Source organism: Mycobacterium sp. NGS26 (genome assembly GCF_059813025.1).
This window is the reverse complement of sequence record NZ_JCALDU010000008.1, coordinates 177,085-199,320: the sequence shown is the minus strand read 5'-3', so window position 1 is coordinate 199,320 and position 22,236 is coordinate 177,085. Positions and strand designations below refer to the sequence as shown.

Annotated in this window: 22 protein-coding genes; 12 read left to right on the top strand and 10 right to left on the bottom strand. The window is 69.0% G+C overall.

The annotated features are described in order from the left end of the window. The first annotated feature begins 70 nt into the window (after positions 1-70). Both AC5Y6X_RS23685 and AC5Y6X_RS23680 read left to right on the top strand, forming a co-directional pair. A complete protein-coding gene (locus AC5Y6X_RS23685) occupies positions 71-1,195 on the top strand; it encodes a glycoside hydrolase family 76 protein (protein WP_499989569.1) in 1,125 nt (374 codons plus the stop codon). Then, a complete protein-coding gene (locus AC5Y6X_RS23680) occupies positions 1,192-3,138 on the top strand; it encodes an acetoacetate--CoA ligase (RefSeq protein ID WP_499989568.1) in 1,947 nt (648 codons plus the stop codon). Before AC5Y6X_RS23685 ends, AC5Y6X_RS23680 begins: the two co-directional genes overlap by 4 nt. Here the strand turns inward: AC5Y6X_RS23680 and AC5Y6X_RS23675 are convergent. Then, entirely contained in the window at positions 3,100-3,810 is a 711-nt protein-coding gene (locus AC5Y6X_RS23675) for a DedA family protein (RefSeq protein ID WP_499989567.1), read from the bottom strand. The genes AC5Y6X_RS23680 and AC5Y6X_RS23675 overlap by 39 nt on opposite strands. A gap of 93 nt (positions 3,811-3,903) precedes the next feature. On the opposite strand from AC5Y6X_RS23675, the gene fbaA reads away from it, so the two are divergent. Next, complete coding sequence (gene fbaA / locus AC5Y6X_RS23670; RefSeq protein WP_499989566.1) at positions 3,904-4,947, top strand: class II fructose-bisphosphate aldolase; 1,044 nt, start codon at positions 3,904-3,906, stop codon at positions 4,945-4,947. 75 nt (positions 4,948-5,022) lie between these two features. Here the strand turns inward: fbaA and AC5Y6X_RS23665 are convergent, their stop codons facing one another. After that, positions 5,023-5,889 (bottom strand): Rv0361 family membrane protein, encoded by an 867-nt coding sequence (locus AC5Y6X_RS23665; protein WP_499989565.1) that lies wholly within the window; start codon positions 5,887-5,889, stop codon positions 5,023-5,025. 18 nt (positions 5,890-5,907) lie between these two features. Here AC5Y6X_RS23665 and AC5Y6X_RS23660 point away from each other — a divergent pair, with 18 nt between their 5' ends. Then, complete coding sequence (locus AC5Y6X_RS23660; protein ID WP_324681629.1) at positions 5,908-6,321, top strand: DUF3151 domain-containing protein; 414 nt, start codon at positions 5,908-5,910, stop codon at positions 6,319-6,321. On the opposite strand, the gene AC5Y6X_RS23655 is transcribed toward AC5Y6X_RS23660, so the two are convergent. The 4 genes from AC5Y6X_RS23655 to AC5Y6X_RS23640 all read right to left on the bottom strand — a co-directional run bounded on the left by AC5Y6X_RS23655 (position 6,318) and on the right by AC5Y6X_RS23640 (position 8,946). Beyond that, positions 6,318-7,217, bottom strand: coding sequence for a cation diffusion facilitator family transporter (locus AC5Y6X_RS23655; RefSeq protein WP_499989564.1), 900 nt, complete (start codon positions 7,215-7,217; stop codon positions 6,318-6,320). The two genes, AC5Y6X_RS23660 and AC5Y6X_RS23655, sit on opposite strands and share 4 nt — an antisense overlap. A gap of 41 nt (positions 7,218-7,258) precedes the next feature. Next, the gene (locus tag AC5Y6X_RS23650) at positions 7,259-8,032 is read right to left on the bottom strand and encodes a site-2 protease family protein (RefSeq protein WP_499989563.1); all 774 of its coding nucleotides are present in this window, start codon (positions 8,030-8,032) and stop codon (positions 7,259-7,261) included. A gap of 9 nt (positions 8,033-8,041) precedes the next feature. Continuing rightward, a complete protein-coding gene (locus AC5Y6X_RS23645) occupies positions 8,042-8,428 on the bottom strand; it encodes a DoxX family protein (protein WP_499989562.1) in 387 nt (128 codons plus the stop codon). Between the two features lie 173 nt (positions 8,429-8,601). Beyond that, positions 8,602-8,946, bottom strand: a complete 345-nt coding sequence (locus AC5Y6X_RS23640; protein WP_499989561.1) for a hypothetical protein — start codon at positions 8,944-8,946, stop codon at positions 8,602-8,604. Positions 8,947-8,948: 2 nt separating this feature from the next. Here AC5Y6X_RS23640 and AC5Y6X_RS23635 point away from each other — a divergent pair, with 2 nt between their 5' ends. Further along, entirely contained in the window at positions 8,949-9,374 is a 426-nt protein-coding gene (locus tag AC5Y6X_RS23635; RefSeq protein WP_499989560.1) for a hypothetical protein, read from the top strand. Between the two features lie 7 nt (positions 9,375-9,381). On the opposite strand, the gene AC5Y6X_RS23630 is transcribed toward AC5Y6X_RS23635, so the two are convergent. The 3 genes from AC5Y6X_RS23630 to AC5Y6X_RS23620 form a co-directional block, all read right to left on the bottom strand. Then, positions 9,382-10,008 (bottom strand): peptidase M50, encoded by a 627-nt coding sequence (locus AC5Y6X_RS23630; protein WP_499989559.1) that lies wholly within the window; start codon positions 10,006-10,008, stop codon positions 9,382-9,384. Positions 10,009-10,017: 9 nt separating this feature from the next. Continuing rightward, a complete protein-coding gene (locus AC5Y6X_RS23625; protein WP_499989558.1) occupies positions 10,018-10,968 on the bottom strand; it encodes a DMT family transporter in 951 nt (316 codons plus the stop codon). 130 nt (positions 10,969-11,098) lie between these two features. Beyond that, entirely contained in the window at positions 11,099-11,980 is an 882-nt protein-coding gene (locus tag AC5Y6X_RS23620) for an oxidoreductase (protein WP_499989557.1), read from the bottom strand. Between the two features lie 170 nt (positions 11,981-12,150). On the opposite strand from AC5Y6X_RS23620, the gene AC5Y6X_RS23615 reads away from it, so the two are divergent. Next, positions 12,151-13,137 carry a diacylglycerol/lipid kinase family protein gene (locus AC5Y6X_RS23615; protein WP_499989685.1) on the top strand — a complete coding sequence of 329 codons (987 nt, stop codon included), beginning with the start codon at positions 12,151-12,153 and terminating at the stop codon, positions 13,135-13,137. A gap of 24 nt (positions 13,138-13,161) precedes the next feature. On the opposite strand, the gene AC5Y6X_RS23610 is transcribed toward AC5Y6X_RS23615, so the two are convergent. After that, positions 13,162-13,467 carry a hypothetical protein gene (locus AC5Y6X_RS23610; protein ID WP_499989556.1) on the bottom strand — a complete coding sequence of 102 codons (306 nt, stop codon included), beginning with the start codon at positions 13,465-13,467 and terminating at the stop codon, positions 13,162-13,164. Between the two features lie 410 nt (positions 13,468-13,877). Here AC5Y6X_RS23610 and AC5Y6X_RS23605 point away from each other — a divergent pair, with 410 nt between their 5' ends. The 6 genes from AC5Y6X_RS23605 to AC5Y6X_RS23580 all read left to right on the top strand — a co-directional run bounded on the left by AC5Y6X_RS23605 (position 13,878) and on the right by AC5Y6X_RS23580 (position 22,214). Next, positions 13,878-17,129 (top strand): thioester reductase domain-containing protein, encoded by a 3,252-nt coding sequence (locus AC5Y6X_RS23605; RefSeq protein ID WP_499989555.1) that lies wholly within the window; start codon positions 13,878-13,880, stop codon positions 17,127-17,129. A gap of 30 nt (positions 17,130-17,159) precedes the next feature. After that, positions 17,160-18,068: a metal-dependent hydrolase gene (locus AC5Y6X_RS23600; protein WP_499989554.1), complete on the top strand. Its 909-nt coding sequence runs from the start codon at positions 17,160-17,162 to the stop codon at positions 18,066-18,068. Between the two features lie 15 nt (positions 18,069-18,083). Continuing rightward, a complete protein-coding gene (locus AC5Y6X_RS23595) occupies positions 18,084-18,989 on the top strand; it encodes an alpha/beta fold hydrolase (protein ID WP_499989553.1) in 906 nt (301 codons plus the stop codon). Next, positions 18,986-20,068 (top strand): PDR/VanB family oxidoreductase, encoded by a 1,083-nt coding sequence (locus tag AC5Y6X_RS23590; RefSeq protein ID WP_499989552.1) that lies wholly within the window; start codon positions 18,986-18,988, stop codon positions 20,066-20,068. Before AC5Y6X_RS23595 ends, AC5Y6X_RS23590 begins: the two co-directional genes overlap by 4 nt. 194 nt (positions 20,069-20,262) lie before the next feature. Beyond that, a complete protein-coding gene (locus AC5Y6X_RS23585) occupies positions 20,263-21,561 on the top strand; it encodes an adenylosuccinate synthase (RefSeq protein WP_499989551.1) in 1,299 nt (432 codons plus the stop codon). After that, the gene (locus AC5Y6X_RS23580; RefSeq protein ID WP_499989550.1) at positions 21,558-22,214 is read left to right on the top strand and encodes a PaaI family thioesterase; all 657 of its coding nucleotides are present in this window, start codon (positions 21,558-21,560) and stop codon (positions 22,212-22,214) included. The genes AC5Y6X_RS23585 and AC5Y6X_RS23580 overlap by 4 nt, the downstream gene beginning before the upstream one ends. Positions 22,215-22,236 lie beyond the last annotated feature (22 nt).

Below are 22,236 nucleotides of genomic sequence, written 5' to 3'. Positions count from 1 at the left end.
CGCCGTGGCGTCACGCTCGAAGCCGTAGGCGCACACTCGATGAACCCGCGGCTGAGGCAGGATCTACCCCATGGACCAGCTATGGGCGAACCGGGCGGCCAGCTCGGAGGCGGCGATCTCGCAGCGACACCTGAAACGGCTGTGGGCGCTGCCGGGAACCCAGCTGGGAGTGGTGGCGTGGCCGTCGACGCGGCGCGACCGGTTGTTCGGCACGTGGCACTACTGGTGGCAGGCGCACCTGCTGGACTGCCTGGTCGACGCGCAGCTGCGCGACCCGCAGCCGCAACGGCGGACCAAGATCAACCGTCAGGTGCGCTCGCACCGGCTGCGCAACAACCTCTCGTGGGTCAACAGCTATTACGACGACATGGCGTGGCTGGCGCTGGCGCTGCAACGGGCGGCCACGGTGGCCGGCGTCGAACGCAGGCGCGCGCTGCCCAAGCTCGCCGACCAGTTCGTCCAGGCGTGGGTGCCCGAGGACGGCGGCGGCATCCCGTGGCGCAAGCAAGACCAGTTCTTCAACGCGCCGGCCAACGGGCCGGCGGGACTCTTCCTGGCCCGGTATCCGGGCGGGCTGGAACGGGCCGAGCAGATGGGCGACTGGATCGACCGCACGCTGATCGACCCGGAGACGCACCTGGTGTTCGACGGCATCAAGGGCGGGTCGCTGGTGCGCGCGCAGTACACCTATTGCCAGGGCGTGGTGCTCGGGCTGGAAACCGAGCTGGCGGCGCGCGCGCAGGACAGGGCCCGGCACGCCGCGCGGGTGCACCGCCTGGTCGCGGCCGTCGACGAGCACATGGCGACGTCGGGCGTGCTGCGGGGCGCCGGCGGCGGGGACGGCGGGCTGTTCGCCGGCATCACCGCCCGCTACCTCGCGCTGGTGGCCACCGCGCTGCCCGGCGACTCCGCCGACGACGCAAAGGCCCGCGACACCGCCCGCACACTGGTGCTCACGTCCGCGAAATCGGCCTGGGATTATCGGCAAACGGTGGACGGGCTGCCGGTGTTCGGGCCGTTCTGGGACCGCGACGCGCAGCTGCCCACCGCGGAGGGCGAAGCGGCGCAATTCGTCGAGGGCGCGGTCACCGAGTCCGAGGTCGCCGAGCGCGACCTGTCGGTGCAGCTGTCGGGCTGGATGCTGATGGAGGCCGCGTGTGCGGTCGCCGCCGCGCAAGCGGGAAACGAGGCATGAGCGAACCCGGCGGCTGGATCCCCGACGACGCGACGCTGGCCGCAGCCAACCTCACCCGGTTCCTGGGCTGGCTGGACGCGACCGGACGCGGGCGGTTCGCCGACTACCACCAACTCTGGCGCCAGTCCGTCGCCGACATCGAATGGTTCTGGGACGCCGTCTGGAACTTCTTCGACGTGCGGGCCGACAGCCCGCCCCGCTCGGTGCTGGGCAACCGTTCCATGCCGGGCGCCGAGTGGTTTCCCGGCGCCACGCTCAACTACGCCGCCGAGGTCTTCCGGCACGCCACCGACGACCGCCCGGCCCTGATCGTCGCCGGCGAGGACGGCTCGAGCGAGTGGTCGTGGGCGCGGCTGCGGCGGGAGACCGCGGCGTTCGCGGCCTACCTGCGCAACCTCGGCATCAAGCCCGGGGACACCGTCGTCGGCTACCTGCCCAACGTCGCCGAGGCCGTCGTCGCCGCCCTGGCCGCCGCGAGCGTGGGCGCGATCTGGGCGGTGTGCAACCAGGACCTGGCGGTCGACGGCGTGCTCGCGCGCCTGGGCCAGCTGCGGCCGAAAGTCCTGGTGGCCAGCGACGGTTCGCTGTACGGCGGCAAGCGCGTCGATCGCCGCGACGAGCTGGCCGCGATCCGGCGGGCGATCCCCACGCTGCGGGCCACCGTGGTGGTGCCGCGGCTCGGGCTCAAGACCCAAGGCGGCGACGCGGTGCCGTGGGCCGCGGCGGTCGACGCCGATGCCGCTCTCGAGACCACCCCGGTGCCCTTCGCGCACCCGATGTGGGTGCTGTTCTCGTCGGGAACCACCGGCAGGCCGAAGGGCATCGTGCACGGTCACGGCGGCGTGCTGCTGGAGCACCTGAAGTATCTGGGCCTGCAGCTGGACCTGCACCCCGGCGACCGCTTCCTGTGGTACTCGTCGACGAGCTGGGCGATGTGGAACATCGCGCTGTCCGGTCTGCTGGTCGACGCCACCATCGTGCTGTACGACGGCAGCCCGACCCACCCGGGCACCGACGGCCTGTGGCGGGTCGCCGCCGGGGCCGGCGTGACGGTGCTCGGCACCGGGGCCGGCTACCTGCTGGCCTGCGCCAAGGAAAAGCTGAAGCCCGGCGCGTCGTATCCGCTGGAGGGGCTGCGCGCCGTCGGCTCGACGGGTTCACCGCTGCCGGCGTCCGGCTTCCGCTGGGTGCACGAGGGGCTCGGCCGGGCGGTCCCGGTCATCTCGATGAGCGGTGGCACCGACGTGTGCACCGCCTTCCTCGGCGGTTGCCCGATCCTGCCGGTGGTCGCCGGTGAGCTGTCCTGCATCTGCCTGGGTGCTGCCATCGAATCCTGGTGCGGCCCAAACAATCCCGTCATCGGCGCGGAGGGTGAGCTGGTGCTGACACAGCCGATGCCGTCGATGCCGGTGTGCTTCTGGAACGACGACGACGGCAGCCTCTACCGCGCCGCCTACTTCGAGAAGTACCCGGGCGTGTGGTGTCACGGCGACCTGATCACCATCACCGACCGGGGATCGGTTGTGGTGCATGGCCGTTCGGATGCCACCCTGAACCGGCTGGGCGTGCGGATGGGCAGCGCGGAGATCTACGCCGCGGTGGACGGGCTGCCCGAGGTGCGCGACAGCCTGGTCGTCGGCGTCGAGCTCGACGACGGCGGCTACTGGATGCCGCTGTTCGTCGACCTGACCGACGGCGCCGAACTCGACGAGGGGCTGACGTCGCGGATCGTCGCCGACATCCGCCGGCACGCCTCGCCGCGGCACGTGCCCGACGACATCCTCGCCGTTCCGGGCATCCCGCGGACGCTGACCGGCAAGCGGCTGGAGATCCCGATCAAGCGGATCCTGCTGGGGACGGCGCCCGGCGAGGCCGTGCAGCGGAGTTCGGTCGACCGGCCGGAACTACTGGACGCTTTCGTTGCGTACCGCAGGTTGCCCTGAGTCCGGTTCGGGCTCTTGGTTTTTCGTCGCGCGGCGGCGTCCCCGGTAGCCGCGCCAGGCCGCGAGGAACGCCGGCATCAGCGACACGAACAGGATCGCCAGGATGATCTTTTCCAGGTTCTGGTGCACGAACGGCACATTGCCCAAAAAGTAGCCCGCGAGCGTCGCGCCGCCGCCCCACGCGATGCCGCCGACGATGTCGAACCCGAGGAACAGCGGGTAGCGCATGTAGGACACCCCGGCGACCACCGGGACGAACGTCCGCACGAACGGCGCGAACCGCGCCAGGATGACCGCCCACGGCCCGTATTTCTCGAAGAACGCGTGGGACTCGGTCACGTAGTGCTTCTTGAAGAACCGGGAATCTTCCTTCTTGAACAGCGCGGGGCCGATCCGCCGCCCGATGAAGTATCCGGTTTGGTCGCCCAGCACTGCGACCAGCGCGACGGCGGGGGCCAGCACCCAGATGCTGGCCGGCGGGTTCGGGTGCGCGGCCAGCAGGCCGCCGGTGAACAACAGCGATTCGCCGGGCAGCAGCGGAAACAGCAACCCGGTCTCGATGAACACGATGACCAGGATCCCGGGCAGCACCGCGGACCCGAAGACGCCGTCGGCACCCAGCCAGTACATCGGGTCGAGGATGTTCGGCAGGGCCGTCACCGCGGTGTGCATGATGCATCAACATACCGGCGCTGCGTTTCGGGACGGCAAAGGCGCAGCCCGGACGGGGTATCGAAACCGGTCGCGGTGTTGCCATACTGACGCATGCCCATCGCAACGCCCGAGGTCTACGCCGAGATGCTGGGACGCGCCAAGGAGCACTCCTACGCCTTCCCGGCCATCAACTGCACGTCGTCGGAGACCGTCAACGCCGCCATCAAGGGATTCGCCGACGCGGGCAGCGACGGCATCATCCAGTTCTCCACCGGCGGCGCGGAGTTCGCCTCGGGGCTCGGGGTCAAGGACATGGTCACCGGGGCGGTGGCGCTTGCCGAGTTCACCCGCGTCGTCGCGGCCAGGTACCCGATCAACGTCGCGCTGCACACCGACCACTGCCCCAAGGACAAGCTGGACACCTACGTGCGGCCGCTGCTGGAGATCTCGGCGAAACGGGTGGCCGCCGGCCAGGACCCGCTCTTTCAGTCGCACATGTGGGACGGCTCCGCGGTCCCCATCGACGAGAACCTGGAAATCGCGCGGGGGCTGCTCAAGGAGGCCGCGGCCGCCAGGATCGTCCTGGAGATCGAGATCGGCGTGGTCGGCGGCGAGGAGGACGGCGTCGCCAACGAGATCAACGACAAGCTGTACACCACCCCCGAGGACTTCGAGAAAACCATCGACGCGCTGGGCCACGGCGAGCACGGCCGCTACCTGCTGGCCGCGACCTTCGGCAACGTGCACGGCGTGTACAAGCCGGGCAACGTTAAGCTGCGCCCCGACATCCTCGCCCAGGGCCAGAAGGTGGCCGCGGCCAAGCTCGGGTTGCGCGACTCCGATGCTTTGCGGGCCAAGCCGTTCGACTTCGTCTTCCACGGCGGATCGGGCTCGGAGAAGTCGGAGATCGAGGAGGCGCTGCGCTACGGCGTGGTCAAGATGAACGTCGACACCGACACCCAGTACGCGTTCACCCGCCCGATCGCCGCCCACATGTTCACCAACTACGACGGCGTCCTCAAGGTCGACGGCGAGGTGGGCAACAAGAAGGCCTACGACCCGCGCAGCTACCTCAAGAAGGCCGAGGCCGCGATGACGGCGCGGGTGATCGAGGCCTGCAACGACCTGCACTGCGCCGGAAGGTCGGTCGGCTGAGACTGCCGAGCAGACGCAAAAGCCCCTAATTTCGGTGCGAAATAGGGGCTTTTGCGTCTGCTCGGCAAGTAAAAGCTAGCCGCTGGGCGACTGGCAGATCTTCCACTGATCGTCGCGGTATTGCAGGTCCAGGCTGCGCGTCGAGCGGACCTGCGGGTCGTAGGCCATGAACGTGGTGACGTTCGCCTCGGCGTGCTGGCCGTTGACCACGACCTGGTCGATGCTGGCGATCACCGGGTATTGCTTGGCCGCGGAAACGCGCTGGTAGGTCTCGGCCCAGGAGTGTTCGTCGTAGTCCACATAGCCGTCGCGGGTGGTGCCGCAGGTGATGCTGCGCAGCGCCGTCAGGTCGCCCCGTTGCACCGCGACGTCGAACTGCTGGATGGTGTGGCGCACCTGGTCTTCCTGCGAGACCTTCATGTGCTTGCCGCGGGTCAGCAGCACGGTGCCCAGGATCGCGATCGCCGCCAACGCCAGCACGATGACGACCAGCGCCAGCACCCAACCCCAGTTGAATTGCCTTGAGATCCGGCTTTTTTCCCCATCGCGGGGCGGAATCGACTGTGGCACCGCTGATTTCGGTGGCATGCCGGCTGGCGGTGGCGGCGGGCCGGGGGGCGCCGGGGGCGTGGCGAAGGCCTCGGTGGCGGGCTCCGGTGTGGTGGCGATGACCGCCGTCTCCTTGGCGTCGAATCCCGGTGCGGTGAAACGACGTTCGCGCTGCTGCCTCTCCGGGTTCGGCTCGGGGTCGCCGGCCGGCTCGGGCTTGTTGATCACCACGGTCTCGGTCTCGGCGTCGTCGGGCACCAGCGGCTGGCCCTCGGTTTCGTCTTCGCCGGGCTCCACGGCCCGCTCGGCACCCGGATCGTTCCGGGATTCGTGTGGATCGGACCCAGGCCGGTTCGGCGTCCCGCCGCGGTCGGGCTCGGGTGCGTTGGGCATGACGGCAGAATAGACGACATGACGCCGATGGGTGATCTCCTGGGACCCGATCCGATTCTGTTGCCCGGTGACAGCGACGCCGAGGCCGAGCTGCTCGCCGGCGAGAACCCGGGCATCGTCGCCGCGGCGCATCCGTCGGCGTCGGTGGCCTGGGCGGCGCTCGCCGAGGAGGCGCTGGCCGACGACAAGGCCATCACCGCCTACGCGTACGCACGCACCGGCTATCACCGCGGCCTGGACCAGCTGCGCCGCAACGGCTGGAAGGGTTTCGGCCCGGTGCCGTATGCGCACGGGCCCAACCGGGGCTTCCTGAGGTGCGTGGCGGCGCTGGCGCGGGCCGCCGACGCAATCGGCGAGACCGACGAGTACGCACGCTGCCTGGACCTGCTCGACGATTGCGACCCCGCGGCCCGGCCAGAGCTCGGGCTCTAGCAGCCGTCCGGGCAGTCGCCGTCGCCGCCCGGGCCGTCGATCTGGACGGTGGCGTGGTGCAACCCGCGTGCGGACAACACCGCCCGCGCGTCCTGCAGCACCCGGGCGGAGTCGGCGCCGCTGGTCAGGTGCGCGGTGCACATGTCCTTGCCGGGCGACAGCGTCCACACGTGCAGGTCGTGCACCTCGGTCACGCCGTCGACGGCGCGCAGGGCCGAACGCAGCTCCTCGACGTCGATGTGGGTCGGCGACGACTCGGACAGGATGCGCAGCGCGTCGCGGGCCAGGGTGATGGCCCGCGGCAGCACCCACAGCGCGACCAGCACGGCGACCACCACGTCGGCGTACGGCCAGTGTGTGGTGACGGTGACCACGCCGGCGATCAGCACCCCCAGGCTGCCGACGGTGTCGGCGACGACCTCCATATAGGCGCCCCTGACGGCCAGGCTGTCCGAGGAGTGCGACCGCAGCAGCACCGCCACCACGAGGTTGGCGGCCAGCCCGCCCAGCGCCACCACGATCATCGGCACGCCGGGCACCGACGGCGCGTCCCCGAGCCGCCGGATGGCCTCCCAGAGGATGAACAGCGCGACGCCGATCAGCAGGCCGGCGTTGGCGACGGCGGTGAACACCTCGGCGCGATGCCACCCGTAGGTGCGGGCGGGCGACGAGCTGCCGCGTCGCGCCAGCACGACGGCGGCCAGCCCCATGAACACGGCCACCACGTCGGTGAGCATGTGCCCGGCGTCGGCCAGCAACGCGATCGAGTTGATCAGCAGCGACGTGGTCAGTTCCACGACGAAGAACGCCGCCAGGATCGCCGCGGCCGCGATCATCCGCGGGATCAGCCGCGACGCCTGGCCCCCGGCGGGGGTGTGGTTGTGGCCGGCGCCCATAGCATTGCAATATATGCGTGGCTACGCATATATTGCAAGCGTCAGAACCAGCGGCTCCAGAACCGGGTCAACTGGTTTCCGGCGGACACCAGCCAGTGCGGCACCCCGGAGAAATCGAACAACCAGAGCACAACCGCGAAGAACCACGGGCTGGCCGCCAACAGCACGAACAGCAGGACGAAAAAGCCCCACTGCTTGGCCGGCGCCAGGGCGCGCTGGGTCTCCGGACTCAGATGCGGTTCCAGGGCGTCGTAGCCGTCCAGGCCCGGGACGGGCAGCAGGTTCAGCAGCACCGCGGTGAGCTGGAGGAATCCCAGGAACGCGACGCCCGCCCACAGCACGGCGTGGGCCGGGTCGTAGAGCAGCCGGGTCAGCGCCAGCAGCAGCACCGCCAGGGCGAGGTTGGCCGCCGGTCCCGCCAGGCTGACGAGGGTGCGGCGGGTGGCCGTCATGAACCAGGTCCGCACGTAGACCGCGGCGCCCGGCAGCCCGATGCCGCCGAGCGCGACCAGGATGATCGGCAGCAGCAGCGACAGCGCGGGATGGCTGTAGCGCCGCGGGTCCAGGGTCAGGTAGCCGCGCACGGCGGCGTCGTGGTCGCCGAACCGCCAGGCGGTGAACGCGTGGCCGAACTCGTGCAGGCACAGCGACACCAGCCACCCGGCGATCACGAAGATGAAGACCCCGACGTAGGCCAGCGGCCGCACGCTGGATCCGGCCAGCCAGGCCAGCACGCCGCCCGCCGCCGTCAGTCCGAGCAGGGCCAAGAAGATCGGGCTGGGCCGCACCGATTCGCGCGCCCGTGGGAAGTTCACCGATCGAAACTACCGGACCGGCCTCTCGACGCGCCGCGACTGCGGGCGCAGCGCCCAGGAGGCGACGGCCAGGCCCGCGAACACCAGGGGACCCACCAGCGTGGTGGCGCCGTCGCCGACCCAGATGTGCGACGCGATCGCCCCGGCGTAGACGAACATCAGACCCGCGTACGCCCACTCCTTGACCAGCGCCAGGCGCGGCGCCAGCAGCGCGACGCCGGCCGAGACGTAGCAGACACCGAGGATGGTCATGAAGTACGGCGGATACCCCAGATGCGTCATCACGCGGTTGAACGGTTGCAGTCGGAAGGCGCCCAGCACCCCGCCCACGAAGCACTCGGCGGTGAGCAGGGCCGTCGTCGTCCAGTAGGCAGCGCGGATTCGTGCGGGTGTCATACAACATCGACACCGCGCCGCCCCGAAACGTGACCGGACGCGCTGAACGTCCTCTGAGCTGGCCACCATGTTTGTCGGCCGATGAACGTATCGTGCCCGGCATGGTTCGCCGCCGGCAGCAGGGGCAGCAGAAGCTCCGCAAAGCACGCCGCGAGGCAGTCGATCGGCTGGAATCAAGCGAAGGGGCATAGCGGCCCGATCGGCGAAACTCCCTCGCGCGACAATGGGAAACCGCTGGCGACGATCTCAACACGGTCCGGGTGCAAAACCTGATCTGGTACCGGAAAGGCCAACTGGTCGATTTCGTGATAAATCTCCAAATACTCACCTCCGAGGGCTGGGAGACAGTCGAATACGTCGACTGTTGCCATGGCAGCTGTCACCACCACCCGCAAAAGGGTGCAACACGCGCCATCCAGCGGCTGGATGTCGTAGACGACGTACAAAATGCTTACCGGGTGGCGCAACCGTTGATCTACGAACGTTTGCGTACCATCCGGGGTGAGGAGCGTGAGCAAACATGAGCGATGACCGACTCGACGCTTTTCGCCGCGAAGTTGACTGGAACCTCGCAGGTGGCGCCTTAGGGGGCGTGGAATTACCCGTCACCAGTGACGACGGTAGTTTTCCCGTGATTGTTGCGATGGAGGATGAACGGTTCTCGGTGTTGCTCGGCCGGTTGCGCGCCGTCGGCGGCTCCGCAAACCTTTTCGTGAAGAATGACGATGGACGAGTGCGCACCGCGTCAGTGATCGGCGAAAGCTGCGCGATCCCCACGCCCGACGACGAGATGGTCGGTGCCGACGCCCCGGGCGCTGACGCCACCGTGGGAATGTTTTTCGACTACCTCGAACACCAGCCGAACGGTGTCGCGGTGTCCGCTGCCGTGGGCCACCCAGCTCGCGCGCGTGACGCGAAGACCGTGGAATTCGCCGCGACGAAATAGCCGGAAGTCAGCGGACCAGCAGCCAGCCCTCGACGTGGCGGAAGAACGTCGAGCGGCGCGCGGGGCGGGCCGCCGCGACGCCGTCGCGCACCACGACGACGCCGGTGCTGCCCAGCTGGACCGCGCGGCCGCTGATCCACCTGGGCCACAACCGGTTTCGCGCCGACGCCCGCAGGCCCGGCATGGCCAGCGTCGGCTCGACGCGCACGCCGGCGACGTCGCCGTCGAACAGCGGGGTGTCGTCGACCACCGCCTCGCCGTGAAGGAGCTTCCCGTCGCCGGGCGGCCGCCAGCCGGCCCGGCCCGCGATCACCGACCCGGTCTCGTCGCGGATCAGCGGCACCCGCCGGGCCGTGCCGCGCCGGGCGCGCCTGGCCGCGCGCCGGCCGGCGGGGAGGCGATAGGCCCGGGTCGCCGGGGTGCGCCGGCGCGGCACGTAGGCCACCTCGACGTCGAGCCGTCCCGCGCGCAGCAGCCCGGTCAGCACCGCGGCCAGATCGGCGTCGCCGCCGACCACCACCAGCCGCCGGTAGGCGCCGATCGCGGCGTCGACGTCGCCCGCGTGAACCGGCAGGCCGGTCAGCGGTCTCGGCACGCGTCGATCGCCGAACAACAGCACCCCCACGGTTTCCATGCCGAGTGTTCAGCCCGATCGCCGATCCCGAGCGACCTCGGCGCCCAAGCCTTGCGACGGCGCCTTGCGGTGGGCGGATTTCAGGTCTCGGCCCGCGCCGGCCGCCATGGTGGCGGCCTCACCGCGAGCCAGGCCCACCGTCGCGACGATCACCATCACCACCGCGACCGCCAGCACAAACCACTGCGTGCCCTCGGTGCGCACCGTCTCCTCGAGCACCAGGACGCCCAGCACGCCGCCGACCACGGGCTTCGCGGCGATGATCGTGGGCAGCGAGGCGGTCAGCGCGCCGGCCCGATACGCCGATTGGTGATAGATCATTCCGGCCACTCCGCAGAACACCCACAGATAAAGCTCCGGCGCCTGCCACAACTGCCCGGCGTGGTGCTCGACGATGTCGATGACGCCCTTCATCAGCACCGCGAACGCCGCCAACAACGAACCCGCGACCGCCGCCAGCAAGACGGCCGCGACCGGACGTTCCCTCCAGACCCGGGCCCCGATCAAACACAACACCAACGGCGGCCCCATCACGAGGGCGACGACAAGCCAGGTGCTGCCGGTTGCCCGCTCCTGGCCTCCCACCGGCTGCCCGAGGGCGATGGTTATCGCCAACGCCACGGCCAGCAATACCGCCCACATCCATTCCCGGCGGGTCACCGGGTGACGGGCGAACCGCGAGTAGATCGGCAGGGCAAACAGCAACGCCGTCACCTGCAGCGACATGACCAACAACACCGAGCCGTCGTCGAGGGCGAGGGCAAGCAGGCAGTAACTGGAGATGTCGCCCACGCCGCCCAGCCACCAGCGTTTGTCGCGCAGCAACATGCCGAACAGCGCCAGGTGGCCGACGGGTTTGTCGGTGACCTCCTGCGCGGCCCGCTGACGAACGACGTTGCCGATCGCCGATGCCAGTGCGGCGCACAGCGCATAGAACACTGCAAGATCCGCTTTCGACATCGGGTGCCCTCCTCGCCGGCATCCGGCTCCGTCTCTTCTGCCGCTTGCCCTGAGAGCCCGCGCCGAAACGCGCGTCCGGTCACTACCTCACCAATTTAGCCGCGGCCGTGGAAGCAGCTCACGGGGTGGCTCAGAGCGGAAACTTGGTATCCGTGAGCCGTTCGGACAGCTCCCAGAGCGTGGCGGCGGTGGTTGCGCGCTTGGCCGGCCAGCTGCGCCAGGTCGGCTGGGTCGGGCCGTACAGGCCGAATCGCGGGCCGACGAACGTGTCGCCCGGTAGATCCTGCGATGCCGCGTACAGGGTTTGCCGGGCACCGAATTCGGCATCGGTGGACACCACACGGTCGGCGGCCAGCACCACCGCGTCGGTCAACCTGCGGCCGGAGCGTCCCTGCAGGTTGGTGTGCGACCAGCCGGGGTGGGCGGCAAGCGCGCGCAGCGACGATCCGACGGCATCCAGGCGCCGCTGCAGCTCGCTGGTGAAAAGCAGGTTGGCCAGCTTCGATTGGCCGTAGGCCAGCCACCTCGAGTACGGCCGGGATTGCCAGTTCAGGTCGTTGATGCTGATGTGGCCGATGTTGTGCAGCAGCGAGGACACGGTCACCACGCGGTCGGTCAGCTTGGGTAGCAGCAGGTTGGTCAACGCGAAGTGCCCGAGGTGGTTGGTGCCGATGTGGCGCTCGAAGCCGTCGGCGGTGAGCGCGTGGTCGACGGCCATGATGCCGGCGTTGTTGATCAGGACGTCGGCGTGGGAGATCCCGTCGGCGAAGCGGCGCACCGAGGACAGGTCCTGCAGGTCCAGGTGACGCACTTCGGCTTGGCCGGTTGTCACGCCGGTCATGCGCAGGGCGGCGGCCGCACCCTTCGCGGTGTCGCGCACGGCGAGGATGACGCGGGCGCCGACCCGGGCCAACTCACGGGCGGTCACCTCACCCAGACCGCTGTTGGCGCCGGTGACGACGACGGTGCGTCCGGCGAACGAGGGCAGCTCCGCGGCGGTCCAACCAGGCATGCAGCCACCCTAATAACGGCTACCGGACACGGTTGGCCGACCGCCACTGACCTGCCACCGACCCGCCAACCGCGAGGCCGCAGGTATCGTGCGGAAAAGCCCCCCGAAAGGAGCATTTGAGTTGCGGTCCGATGCGCCCGTCGAGCCAGACCCGCATCGGTGACGTTCGGATGTACTTGGGGGTCATCGTCAATCCGGTCGCGCGCAAGAACCGTGCCGCCCGGGGTGAGCGCGGCGCCGAGCTGCGCCGCATCGTCGGCCCGTGGGGTGAGGTGCACGAAACCAGCTCGGTCGAAGACGTCCGCGGGGTCATGGAACGGCTCCTTCCGCGGGTCAGCCACCTGGTCAGCGACGGCGGCGACGGCTCGCTGAACTGGTTGATCAACGAAACCGAGCGAGCCATCGGCGATCCGGAACGCTGGCCGGCGTTCGTGCCCGACAACGGTGGCAGCGTGAACGCGGTCGCGCGCAAGGCGCGAGTGCGGGGGCGGCCCACGGCGATCGTGCGCGCGCTGGCGGCCGCCGCCGAGACGGACCGGCCGCCGCCGGAGGTGCTGCTGGACACGCTGGCGCTCGACGGCGAGACCGCCGACGGCGCGAAGTTCCATCGGCTCTGCTTCGGGCTGGCCGCCGGGGGCGTCGGGAACCGCTTCTACGACAAGTACTACGACAGCCACACCCATGGCCGGGCCGACGTCGTTCGCGTGATTGCCCGCTCGTTCGGCGACTACGTTGCCAACAAGGTCGTGCGCTCCAGCAGGCCCAACTATGCGACCAGTTTGTTCGCCCCGACGCGGGCCCGGGTGGTGATCGACGGCGAGGAGGTCCCGACGCGGACGCACCGGCTTGTGCACGCCGGCGCGATCGACCTGCACATCGGTGCGGGGTTCCGGCTGTTTCCCAAGGCGGAGAAACCCGGCGCGCTGCACTTCCAGGCCGGAAACATGAGGCCCTCCAAGATCATTGCGAACCTTCCCACGGCGCTTCGCAGCGGGAGGTTGCGCGGTGACGAGGTACGCGACGTCAACGGTCAAGAGATGATCATCGAGGCCGACGACGAGCCGCTGTCGCCGATCATCGACGGCGAGCGCTTCGTGGGAATCGTCAGGCTGGTGGCTCGTGCCGGGCCGCGCGTCCGCGTCGCCCAGGTGGGGTGATCGTGACGGCCGTCGGCGGAGTGATCACCGTCGGGCCTGGAGCGAACGAATGATTTCGGCGGACAGTCTCGGGTCGCTCAGCAGTTGATCGATGAGCGCGGTGAGGACCTCCTGTCCGGTGACGCGGGCGACCCCGAGGCGGTCGGCGGCTTCGCGCTGCCAGGTGTCGAGAGCTCGGTGCTGGCCGGCTAACAGGTCGACCGTCCGCCGTATGCGCGCACCGCGCGTTCGTCCGATCGCAAAGGAGTCGGTCGGCGCCGCGGCCAGCGACGGTGTGACCGGCGTCATGGCAGCGTGTGATCGGCCGGCGTCGGGGCGGTTAGGGCTCATGTCCAGCCTCCTCGCACGAGCAGTACGTCAGTATGTCAGTAGATCAGTTTCAGTATATGCGCGCGGCGTGCTTCGGCGGGGTGGCAATGCGGCGAGTTTGCTAATAAAGTGCCGAAGCGGAAATTCCCATTTTGTTTGCAGAATTGTGCAGAAAAGCGTGGCGCGTAGGTCAGTATCTCCGTATTCAAGGAGATCAGGAAGAGAACTGCCAGCTAGCTACATCATTAAATACTGATCGCAGTATTTCTTGACCGGGCGTGGCGACTGGATTATCGCGAAAATGTGCTGCCTGTATTTAAGCTGTGAGACCAATCCGAACCTTTGCCTGGTGTCAATCGAAAGCGTTAAATTGGCCTTATATCGATTCGTGGGCAGTGACTTTCAGTCGAGAGCGATGGGAAGGGCCTACCGTGGAAACGCTGCTTGATTACCTGCGGCTGGGGGAAGCGCGGATACCGAACCAGACCCTGTACCGGTTCGTCGACGTCGACGGTCGGGAGCTGGAGCACTACACGTACCAGAGTTTCGCCGAACGGACGCGCGAGCTGGCCGCCTACTTGTCCACCGAGGCCGGGTTGCGGTCCGGAGATCGGGCGCTGCTGGTCTACCCGCCGGGTCTCGAGATGGTGGCGGCGTTCTTCGCGTGCGCACGGATCGGCGTGATCGCCGTCCCGGTCAGCCCTCCCACGCCCATGGCGTTCGAGGCCGGCCTGGCCAAGCTCAACTACGTCGCGCGGGACAGCCAGGCCAAGGTGGTGCTGTCCACCAAGCAGTTCGAGTACGACTTCCGCCAAATGCTCGGCCACCGACGGGCCGCGCTGCCCTGGCCGGATGCCCAGCAGCTGGCGCGACTGCCCTGGTTCGGGACGGACGGCGCGCAGGACTTCGGCGGCGCCCACGTGCCGGACACGCCCGCCCCGGTGCTCTTCCTGCAGTACACGTCCGGCTCCACCAGCGATCCCAAGGGCGTGATCGTGAGCCACGCCAACGTCATCGCCAACGCCTCGGCCTTCACCGGCAGCGAGGTGTGTGTCAGCTGGCTGCCCCAGTACCACGACATGGGCCTGATCTCCCCGTACCTGTTCGTGTTGGTCGTCGGCGGGACCACCCATGCGATGTCACCGCTGGACTTCCTGAATCGGCCGTCGGCCTGGCTCCGGCTGATCGGCCAGGTGCGTGCCACGCACACGCCGGCGCCGAACTTCGCCCTCGAGTACTGCCTGCGCGAGGACAAGCTGCCCGAATCCGAGCTGGCCGGGACCGACCTGAGCAGCCTGGAGAGCATGGTCATCGGCGCGGAGCCGTTGCGGCCCAACACGTTTGCCCGCTTCCGGGAGCGCTTCGCCCCCTACGGTCTGCGGCCCGGCGCGCTGACCGGTGCCTACGGCATGGCGGAAAACACCCTGATCGTGTCCATGCGGGGGCGCCAGACCCTGACCCTCAACAAGCGCGCGCTGGAGAACAACCTCGCGCGCGTCGAAAAGGCCCTGCCCGAGAACGGCAACCAGGCGGCCGTGGTCAGCTGCGGCAAGCCCGTCGCCGGGAACACGGTCCGGATCGTCGATCCGCAATCGAGGCATGCCCTGGGCGACGGCCGGGTCGGCGAGATCTGGGTGGACGGACCCTCCAAGGGGGGCGGCTACTGGCATCGGCCCGAGCTCACCGCGGAAACCTTCGCGGCCCGCATCGCCGGCGACGACGAGCGCACCTATCTGCGGACCGGCGATCTCGGATTCCTTTACGAGGGTGAGCTTTTCGTCTGCGGCCGCAAGAAGGACCTGATCATCGTCCGCGGCGTCAACTGCTATCCCTCGGACATCGAGGCGGTCACGGAGCGGTCGTCCGCGGAAGTTCGCAGCGGCTGTGTCGCGGCCTTCTCGGTCGAACGCGAGGAGCACGAATCGCTGGTGGTGGTCGCCGAGGCGCGCGACGAGCGCGCACTCCCGGACGGCAAGGCCCTCGCGCGAGCGATCCGACGGCACGCCCACATCGATCCGCACGCCATCGTGTTCGTGCCGCCGCGCAGCATCCCCAAGACCACCTCGGGGAAGATCCGGCGCGCGGAAACCCGCCAGCTTTGGCTGGACGACAAGCTGCCCGTGCTGGCGACCTGGATAAACCGGACGGCCCACCACACCCACGACCGGCAGGACGCCAGCACGGGCTCCCTCGAACGGTTCCGCCACCTGATCGAGAGCTACGACCTCACCGGGCAGGAGGACTGCTCCTTCGCGGACCTCGGCATCGACTCGGTGGCCTTGGCCGAGCTGCGCGGCGAGTTGCGGGCCCTGCTCGACGAGCACGGCGCCGGCGAGCTGGCCGAGGAGGTCAACACCCGCCTGCTGCAGCGCCTGACGATCGCCGAGTTCTTCCGGCTGATGCGACAGTTCGGCGAGGGCTCCGACCAACCGCTCGCCGCCCTGCGGCGGGCGCTGGACGAGATCTCCGCCGAGTACGAGGCTCACGAGGCCGCACAGATGCGCGCCGACGCGCGGCTGCCCCTTCCGGAGCTGCCGCCGGCACGAGCGGGTGCGCGCGGCGACGTCCTGGTCACCGGCGTCACCGGGTTCCTGGGACCGTTCCTGATGAGCAGCCTGCTCGGGCGCACGTCCTACACCCTGCACGCGCTGATCCGCGCGACGGATGCAGAGCATGGTCTGGACCGGATCGTCGCCGCGCTGCGGCGGGCCCGGCTGTGGTCGCCGAGCCTTGAGAGCGAGGTCCGGTCGCGGGTGCGGGTGATCTGCGGTGACCTGGCCGAGCCGCACCTCGGAGTCGGCGAGGCGGAGTTCGCGCGACTGGCCGAAAGCGTCGACGCGATCGTCCACAACGGCGCCCTGGTCAACTACGTCAGAACCTATGACGCCCTGCGGCCCGCGAATGTGCTTGGCACGCATGAGCTTTTGCGGCTGGCCATGACCGCGCACCGCAAGACCTTCCACCTGGTCTCCAGCACGTTCATCTACGGGTGGAGCGTCAAGCCGGTGGTCGGGGAGTCCGACGTGAACGCGGAGATGAACGCCCTGGACTTCGGCTACTCGCAGACCAAGTGGGTCGGCGAGCAGCTGGCGCTCGCCGCGCGGCGGCGAGGACTGGACGTGCGCATCTACCGGCCCTCGCTGATCTCGCCCACCCGCGCAGGTTTCGGGAGCCAGGACGACATCCTGGTGCGCACCATGGCGTTCATGATCGAGCACGGCATCGCCGCCGACGCGCTCAACCAGCTCAGCCTGCTGCCCGCGGACCTGATCGCGGATCACATTGTCGCGCTGATGGATCTGCCGGCCGAGGCGGGCACAGTTTTCAACATGACCGCCGACGATTACTACAACCTGCCGGACATCACCCGGATCCTGTCGGAACGGTACGGCTACCGCTTCACCTACCACGACATCCCGTCCTTCGTGCAGGAGATGAATCGCCGGTGCACGCCGGGCGACCCGATCTATCCGCTGGTCGACTTCCTCACCCGCTCGGCGGACAAGATCGCGGCCATGCGAGACAAGCGCTACGACAACGCCCGGTACCGGCACGCGCGTGCACGGGCCGAGGTGCGCCTGAACGAGCCGGCCCTCACCGAGACCGTCGACAACCTCGTCCGGTTCCTGCGAAGCGAGGGCATGATCACGGAGAATCGGTCCGAGACGCCACAGATTGCCTAGTGACACAAGGGGTTTGACAGGAGTTTGACGATGTTCACAGTCGATGACCAGGCGGCGGGCCCGCACGACGCCTCGCTCGATCACGAACGACTCGTCCTTCAGGCGCGGGACGTCGAGTTCGACTGGGCCAAGCTGCCGTTCTACTACGTGCCGGGCGAGCCCTTCGCCACCCACTTCTGCAACGTCCTGCACCTGTTGCTACCGGCGGGCGAGGAGTTCATCGTCGACGCGTTCAAGAACGCGTTGCCGCTGATCAAGGACGACCAGCTGCGGCTGGACGTGCAGGGGTTCATCAGCCAGGAGGCCATGCACTCCCAGGCGCACGCGGGAGTGCTCGCGCACTTCGCGGCCAAGGGCATCGACGTCACACCGTTCACCAACCAGATGGCCTGGCTGTTCGGCAAGCTCATCGGCGACCGGCCCCGGTGGAGCCGGCGGCGACGGCAGAGTTGGCTGCTCGAACGGGTGTCGATGGTGGCGGCCCTCGAGCACTACACCGCGATTCTGGGTGAATGGATCCTCGACACCCCGCAGCTCGACGCCATGGGCGTCGACCCGGTGATGCTGGACCTGATTCGCTGGCACGGCGCCGAAGAGGTCGAGCACAAGGCGGTCGCCTTCGACACCATGAAGCATCTGCGCGCCGGGTACTGGCGGCAGGTGCGCACCCAGCTGCTGGTGACGCCGGCGTTGCTGTGGTTGTTCGTGCGCGGCGTGCGGTTCATGTACTCGGTCGACCCCCACCTCCCGCCGGGGACCAAGCCGCGCTGGCGCGACTACTTCGACGCGGCGCGCCGCGGTCTGGTGCCCGGGCCGACCCAATTCCTGGGCGTCATCGGCGCCTACTACAAGCCGAGCTTCCATCCGTCCCAACTGGGTGGCGTCGGGCGCGCGGTCGAGTACCTGGCGAAATCGCCGGCCGCCCGCGCCTCCCACTGATTTTCGGAGGACTCGATGAGCACCACCGTGATCGCGTCCGACGGCGTGGCGTTGGCGGTCCACGCCTACGGCGAGATCGACAGGCGGCGCCCGACCATCCTTGCCATCCACGGCTATCCCGACAACCACCACGTCTGGGACGGGCCCGCCGAGATGCTGATCGACCGGTACAACGTCGTCGCCTACGACGTGCGTGGAGCCGGCGAATCGTCAACGCCCGCCGACCGATCCGGATACCGGCTCGGCCAGCTGGTCGCCGACGTCGGCGCGGTGATCGACAGCCTGGGGGTGGACGAGGTGCACCTGCTGGGCCACGACTGGGGCTCCATACAGGGTTGGGCGGCGGTCACCGACGAGTCGGTGATGGGAAGGATCGCCTCGTACACGTCGATTTCGGGGCCGCACCTGAACTATGCGGGCAGGTTCCTGCGGTCGGCTCGCACGCCGCGCGCGGTGGTCGACGTCGCCAGGCAATTCCTGGCGTCCGGATACATCTGGTTCTTCCTGTGCCCGGGTGCACCGGAGCTGGCGATCCGATCCGGGGCGACGGCGAAAGTCTTTGCCGCAGTTGAACGTATCGGCCGCGCGGGCGCCACCAGCCCGCGCCGGGCCGCGTCGCTCCGATCGATCGACGACTACCTCAACGGGCTCAACCTGTACCGCGCCAACATGCCCGGCGCGATCCTGGCGCCAGGGCCGCAGCTACCCCAGACGACGGTGCCCGTGCAGGTGCTGGTCGCGCGTCGGGATCATTTCGTGACGCCCGCCCTGCAGCGGTTCACAGGCTCGATCCCGGCCGGCAGCAGGATCCTGCCGATCGAGGGCGGGCACTGGGTAGTGGCCTCGCATCCCGACGTCATCGCCCGGCTCACCAGCCGGTGGGTCAACCTGGTCACCGAACGACTGGCCCCGGTGGGATGACTGTGTCGCAGGACATTTGGAGCACTCGACCACCCGACCTGTACGGTCGCCGCCGTCGCGATCGCCTCACCACCGCGCTGTGGGGACTGGGCGCCCTGTTCGGCGGGCTGGCGTCGGCGTCGCGCTGGAACCCGTCGCGCGTGACGCCGGTGCGGCGGATCAACACCGCGGTGATCACCAAACGCGAACTGCTCGCCCCCGATGTCGTCGGTTTGACGCTGGCCGACCCCGACGGCGGATTGCTGCCATCCTGGACACCCGGCGCGCACATCGATGTTCGGCTGCCGTCGGGCCGCTGCCGGCAGTACTCGCTGTGCGGTGCGCCCGGGCGGCGCACCGACTACCGCATCGCTGTACGCCGAATCGCCGACGGCGCAGGCGGTTCCGTCGAGATGCACGACGACTTCGAGGTGGGCGACACGTGCGAGTTCGAAGGCCCCCGCAATGCTTTCTATCTCGTCACGGACGAGCGCGAGGTGTTGTTCGTGGTCGGCGGCATCGGGATAACGCCGATCCTGCCCATGATCCGGGCGGCTCATGAGCGCGGAATCGACTGGCGGGCAGTGTATGCCGGGCGCAGCCGGGAGTACATGCCGCTGCTGGACGAGGTATTGGCGGTGGACGCCGACCGGGTCACCGTGTGGGCCGACGACGAGCGTGGCCGCTTCGCCACCGCGGACGAGCTGCTTGCCGACGCCGGCCCGGCGACGGCCGTCTACGTGTGCGGCCCCACCGGCATGCTCGAGTCGGTGCGCGCGGCGCGTGCCAAACACGCCGACGCGCCGCTGCACTACGAGCGGTTCAGCCCGCCGCCGGTGGTCGACGGCGTGCCGTTCGAGCTGGAACTCGCGCGCTCGAAGCGGGTGCTGCGCGTCCCGGCGAACCGATCGGCGCTGGCCGTCATGCTCGACCGGGACCCGACGACCGCGTACTCGTGCCAGCAGGGGTTCTGCGGGACCTGCAAGGTCAGGGTGCTGGCCGGCGACGTCGATCGCCGCGGACGCACCGCGGAGGGCGACGACGAAATGCTGGTCTGCGTCTCGCGGGCGCACGGTGATCGCGTGGTGATCGACGCCTGATCAAAGCCAACCTTTAGGATCATCCCGTGACCAGACACTTCAGCGGGTCCGGGGAAACCGGCTCTTGCGGTGCGGTGGCAAACCCGAACCCGCTGCACGGCAACCGCGCGAACACGGGCCGCGAATTGAAAACCGTTGTGGCACAGGACCACAACGTGCAGCCTTGAGCAGGCGGGATTAGGCGGGAGCAAGCCATGCCGGCAATCGTCCTCATCGGCGCCCAATGGGGCGACGAGGGCAAAGGTAAGGCCACCGACCTGCTCGGCGGGCGCGTGCAGTGGGTGGTGCGCTATCAGGGTGGCAACAACGCCGGGCACACGGTGGTCCTGCCGACCGGGGAGAATTTCGCGCTGCACCTGATCCCGTCCGGGGTGCTGACGCCGGGCGTCACCAACGTGATCGGCAACGGCGTCGTCGTCGATCCCGGCGTGCTGCTCGACGAGTTGGAGAGCCTCGAGGACCGCGGCGTCGACACCACGAAGCTGTTGATCTCCGCCGACGCGCACCTGCTGATGCCCTACCACGTCGCCATCGACAAGGTCACCGAGCGCTACATGGGCAACAAGAAGATCGGCACCACCGGCCGCGGCATCGGGCCGTGCTATCAGGACAAGATCGCCCGCATGGGGATCCGGGTGGCCGACGTGCTCGACCCCGACCAGCTGACCCACAAGGTCGAGGCCGCGCTGGAGCTCAAGAACCAGATCCTGGTCAAGATCTACAACCGCAAGGCGCTGGACCCGCACCAGGTCGTCGACGCCCTGCTGCAGCAGGCGGAGGGATTCCGTCACCGCATCCGCGACACCCGGTTGCTGCTCAACACCGCGCTGGAGGCCGGCGAGACGGTGCTGCTGGAGGGCTCGCAGGGCACGCTGCTCGACGTCGACCACGGCACGTATCCCTATGTGACGTCGTCGAATCCGACGGCGGGCGGCGCGGCCGTCGGCTCCGGGATCGGCCCGACCCGGATCACCACCGTGCTGGGCATCCTCAAGGCCTACACCACCCGCGTCGGCTCCGGGCCGTTCCCCACCGAGCTGTTCGACGAGAGCGGCGAATACCTGTCCAAGACCGGCGGCGAATTCGGTGTCACCACCGGACGGCGCCGGCGCTGCGGCTGGTTCGACGCCGTCGTCGCCCGGTACGCCACCCGGGTCAACGGCATCACCGACTACTTCCTGACCAAGCTCGACGTGCTGTCCAGCCTGGAAACGGTCCCGGTGTGCGTCGGCTACCAGGTCGACGGGGAGCGCATCCACGACATGCCGATGACCCAGAGCGATCTGCACCGGGCCGAACCGATCTACGAGGAGCTGCCCGGCTGGTGGGAGGACATCTCGGATGCGCGGGAGTTCGACGACCTGCCCGCCAAGGCGCGTGACTACGTGTTGCGGCTGGAAGAGCTTGCCGGAGCGCATGTTTCGTGCATCGGCGTCGGCCCCGGACGCGATCAGACCATCGTGCGCCGCGACGTCCTGGCGGCCCGCCCGTGACCGAGCAATCGGAACAATCCGAACCGAACCCGATCGAGCTCGATCCCGAATACGAACACCACGGCGGCTTCCCCGAATACGGCCCGGCCAGCCCCGGCCCGGGCTTCGGCCGGTTCGTGGCGGCCATGCGCCGGCTGCAGGACCTCGCGGTGTCATCCGATCCCGACGACGGCGTCTGGGACGACGCGGCCGATCGCGCGGCGGCGCTGGTGGAGCTGCTCGGCCCGTTCGAGGCCGACGAGGGCAAGGCGCCGGCCGGCCGGACACCCGACCTGCCCGGCATGGGCAGCCTGCTGCTGCCGCCGTGGACGTTGACGCGGTATGCCCCCGACGGCGTCGAGATGACCGGCCATTTCACCAGGTTTCACGTCGGCGGCAACCACGCGGTGCACGGCGGCGTGCTGCCGCTGCTGTTCGACCACATGTTCGGGATGATCTCGCACGCCGCGGGACGGCCGATCAGCCGGACGGCCTTCCTGCACGTCGACTACCGCAAGATCACCCCGATCGACACGCCGCTGGCGGTGCGCGGCCGGGTCACCAACACCGAGGGGCGCAAGGCGTTCGTGTCCGCCGAATTGGTCGACGGTGACGACGTCGTGCTGGCCGAGGGCAACGGCCTGATGGTGCGGCTGCTGCCGGGCCAGCCCTGAGCAGCAGTTTTGTGCCGCGGAC

Coding starts and splice junctions, on each gene's coding strand:
- AC5Y6X_RS23685 (WP_499989569.1), top strand. CDS start 71: ATGGACCAGCTATGGGCGAACCGGGCGGCCAGCTCGGAGGCGGCGATC.
- AC5Y6X_RS23680 (WP_499989568.1), top strand. CDS start 1,192: ATGAGCGAACCCGGCGGCTGGATCCCCGACGACGCGACGCTGGCCGCA.
- AC5Y6X_RS23675 (WP_499989567.1), bottom strand. CDS start 3,810: ATGCACACCGCGGTGACGGCCCTGCCGAACATCCTCGACCCGATGTAC.
- fbaA (WP_499989566.1), top strand. CDS start 3,904: ATGCCCATCGCAACGCCCGAGGTCTACGCCGAGATGCTGGGACGCGCC.
- AC5Y6X_RS23665 (WP_499989565.1), bottom strand. CDS start 5,889: ATGCCCAACGCACCCGAGCCCGACCGCGGCGGGACGCCGAACCGGCCT.
- AC5Y6X_RS23660 (WP_324681629.1), top strand. CDS start 5,908: ATGACGCCGATGGGTGATCTCCTGGGACCCGATCCGATTCTGTTGCCC.
- AC5Y6X_RS23655 (WP_499989564.1), bottom strand. CDS start 7,217: ATGGGCGCCGGCCACAACCACACCCCCGCCGGGGGCCAGGCGTCGCGG.
- AC5Y6X_RS23645 (WP_499989562.1), bottom strand. CDS start 8,428: ATGACACCCGCACGAATCCGCGCTGCCTACTGGACGACGACGGCCCTG.
- AC5Y6X_RS23635 (WP_499989560.1), top strand. CDS start 8,949: ATGAGCGATGACCGACTCGACGCTTTTCGCCGCGAAGTTGACTGGAAC.
- AC5Y6X_RS23630 (WP_499989559.1), bottom strand. CDS start 10,008: ATGGAAACCGTGGGGGTGCTGTTGTTCGGCGATCGACGCGTGCCGAGA.
- AC5Y6X_RS23625 (WP_499989558.1), bottom strand. CDS start 10,968: ATGTCGAAAGCGGATCTTGCAGTGTTCTATGCGCTGTGCGCCGCACTG.
- AC5Y6X_RS23620 (WP_499989557.1), bottom strand. CDS start 11,980: ATGCCTGGTTGGACCGCCGCGGAGCTGCCCTCGTTCGCCGGACGCACC.
- AC5Y6X_RS23615 (WP_499989685.1), top strand. CDS start 12,151: ATGTACTTGGGGGTCATCGTCAATCCGGTCGCGCGCAAGAACCGTGCC.
- AC5Y6X_RS23610 (WP_499989556.1), bottom strand. CDS start 13,467: ATGAGCCCTAACCGCCCCGACGCCGGCCGATCACACGCTGCCATGACG.
- AC5Y6X_RS23600 (WP_499989554.1), top strand. CDS start 17,160: ATGTTCACAGTCGATGACCAGGCGGCGGGCCCGCACGACGCCTCGCTC.
- AC5Y6X_RS23595 (WP_499989553.1), top strand. CDS start 18,084: ATGAGCACCACCGTGATCGCGTCCGACGGCGTGGCGTTGGCGGTCCAC.
- AC5Y6X_RS23590 (WP_499989552.1), top strand. CDS start 18,986: ATGACTGTGTCGCAGGACATTTGGAGCACTCGACCACCCGACCTGTAC.
- AC5Y6X_RS23585 (WP_499989551.1), top strand. CDS start 20,263: ATGCCGGCAATCGTCCTCATCGGCGCCCAATGGGGCGACGAGGGCAAA.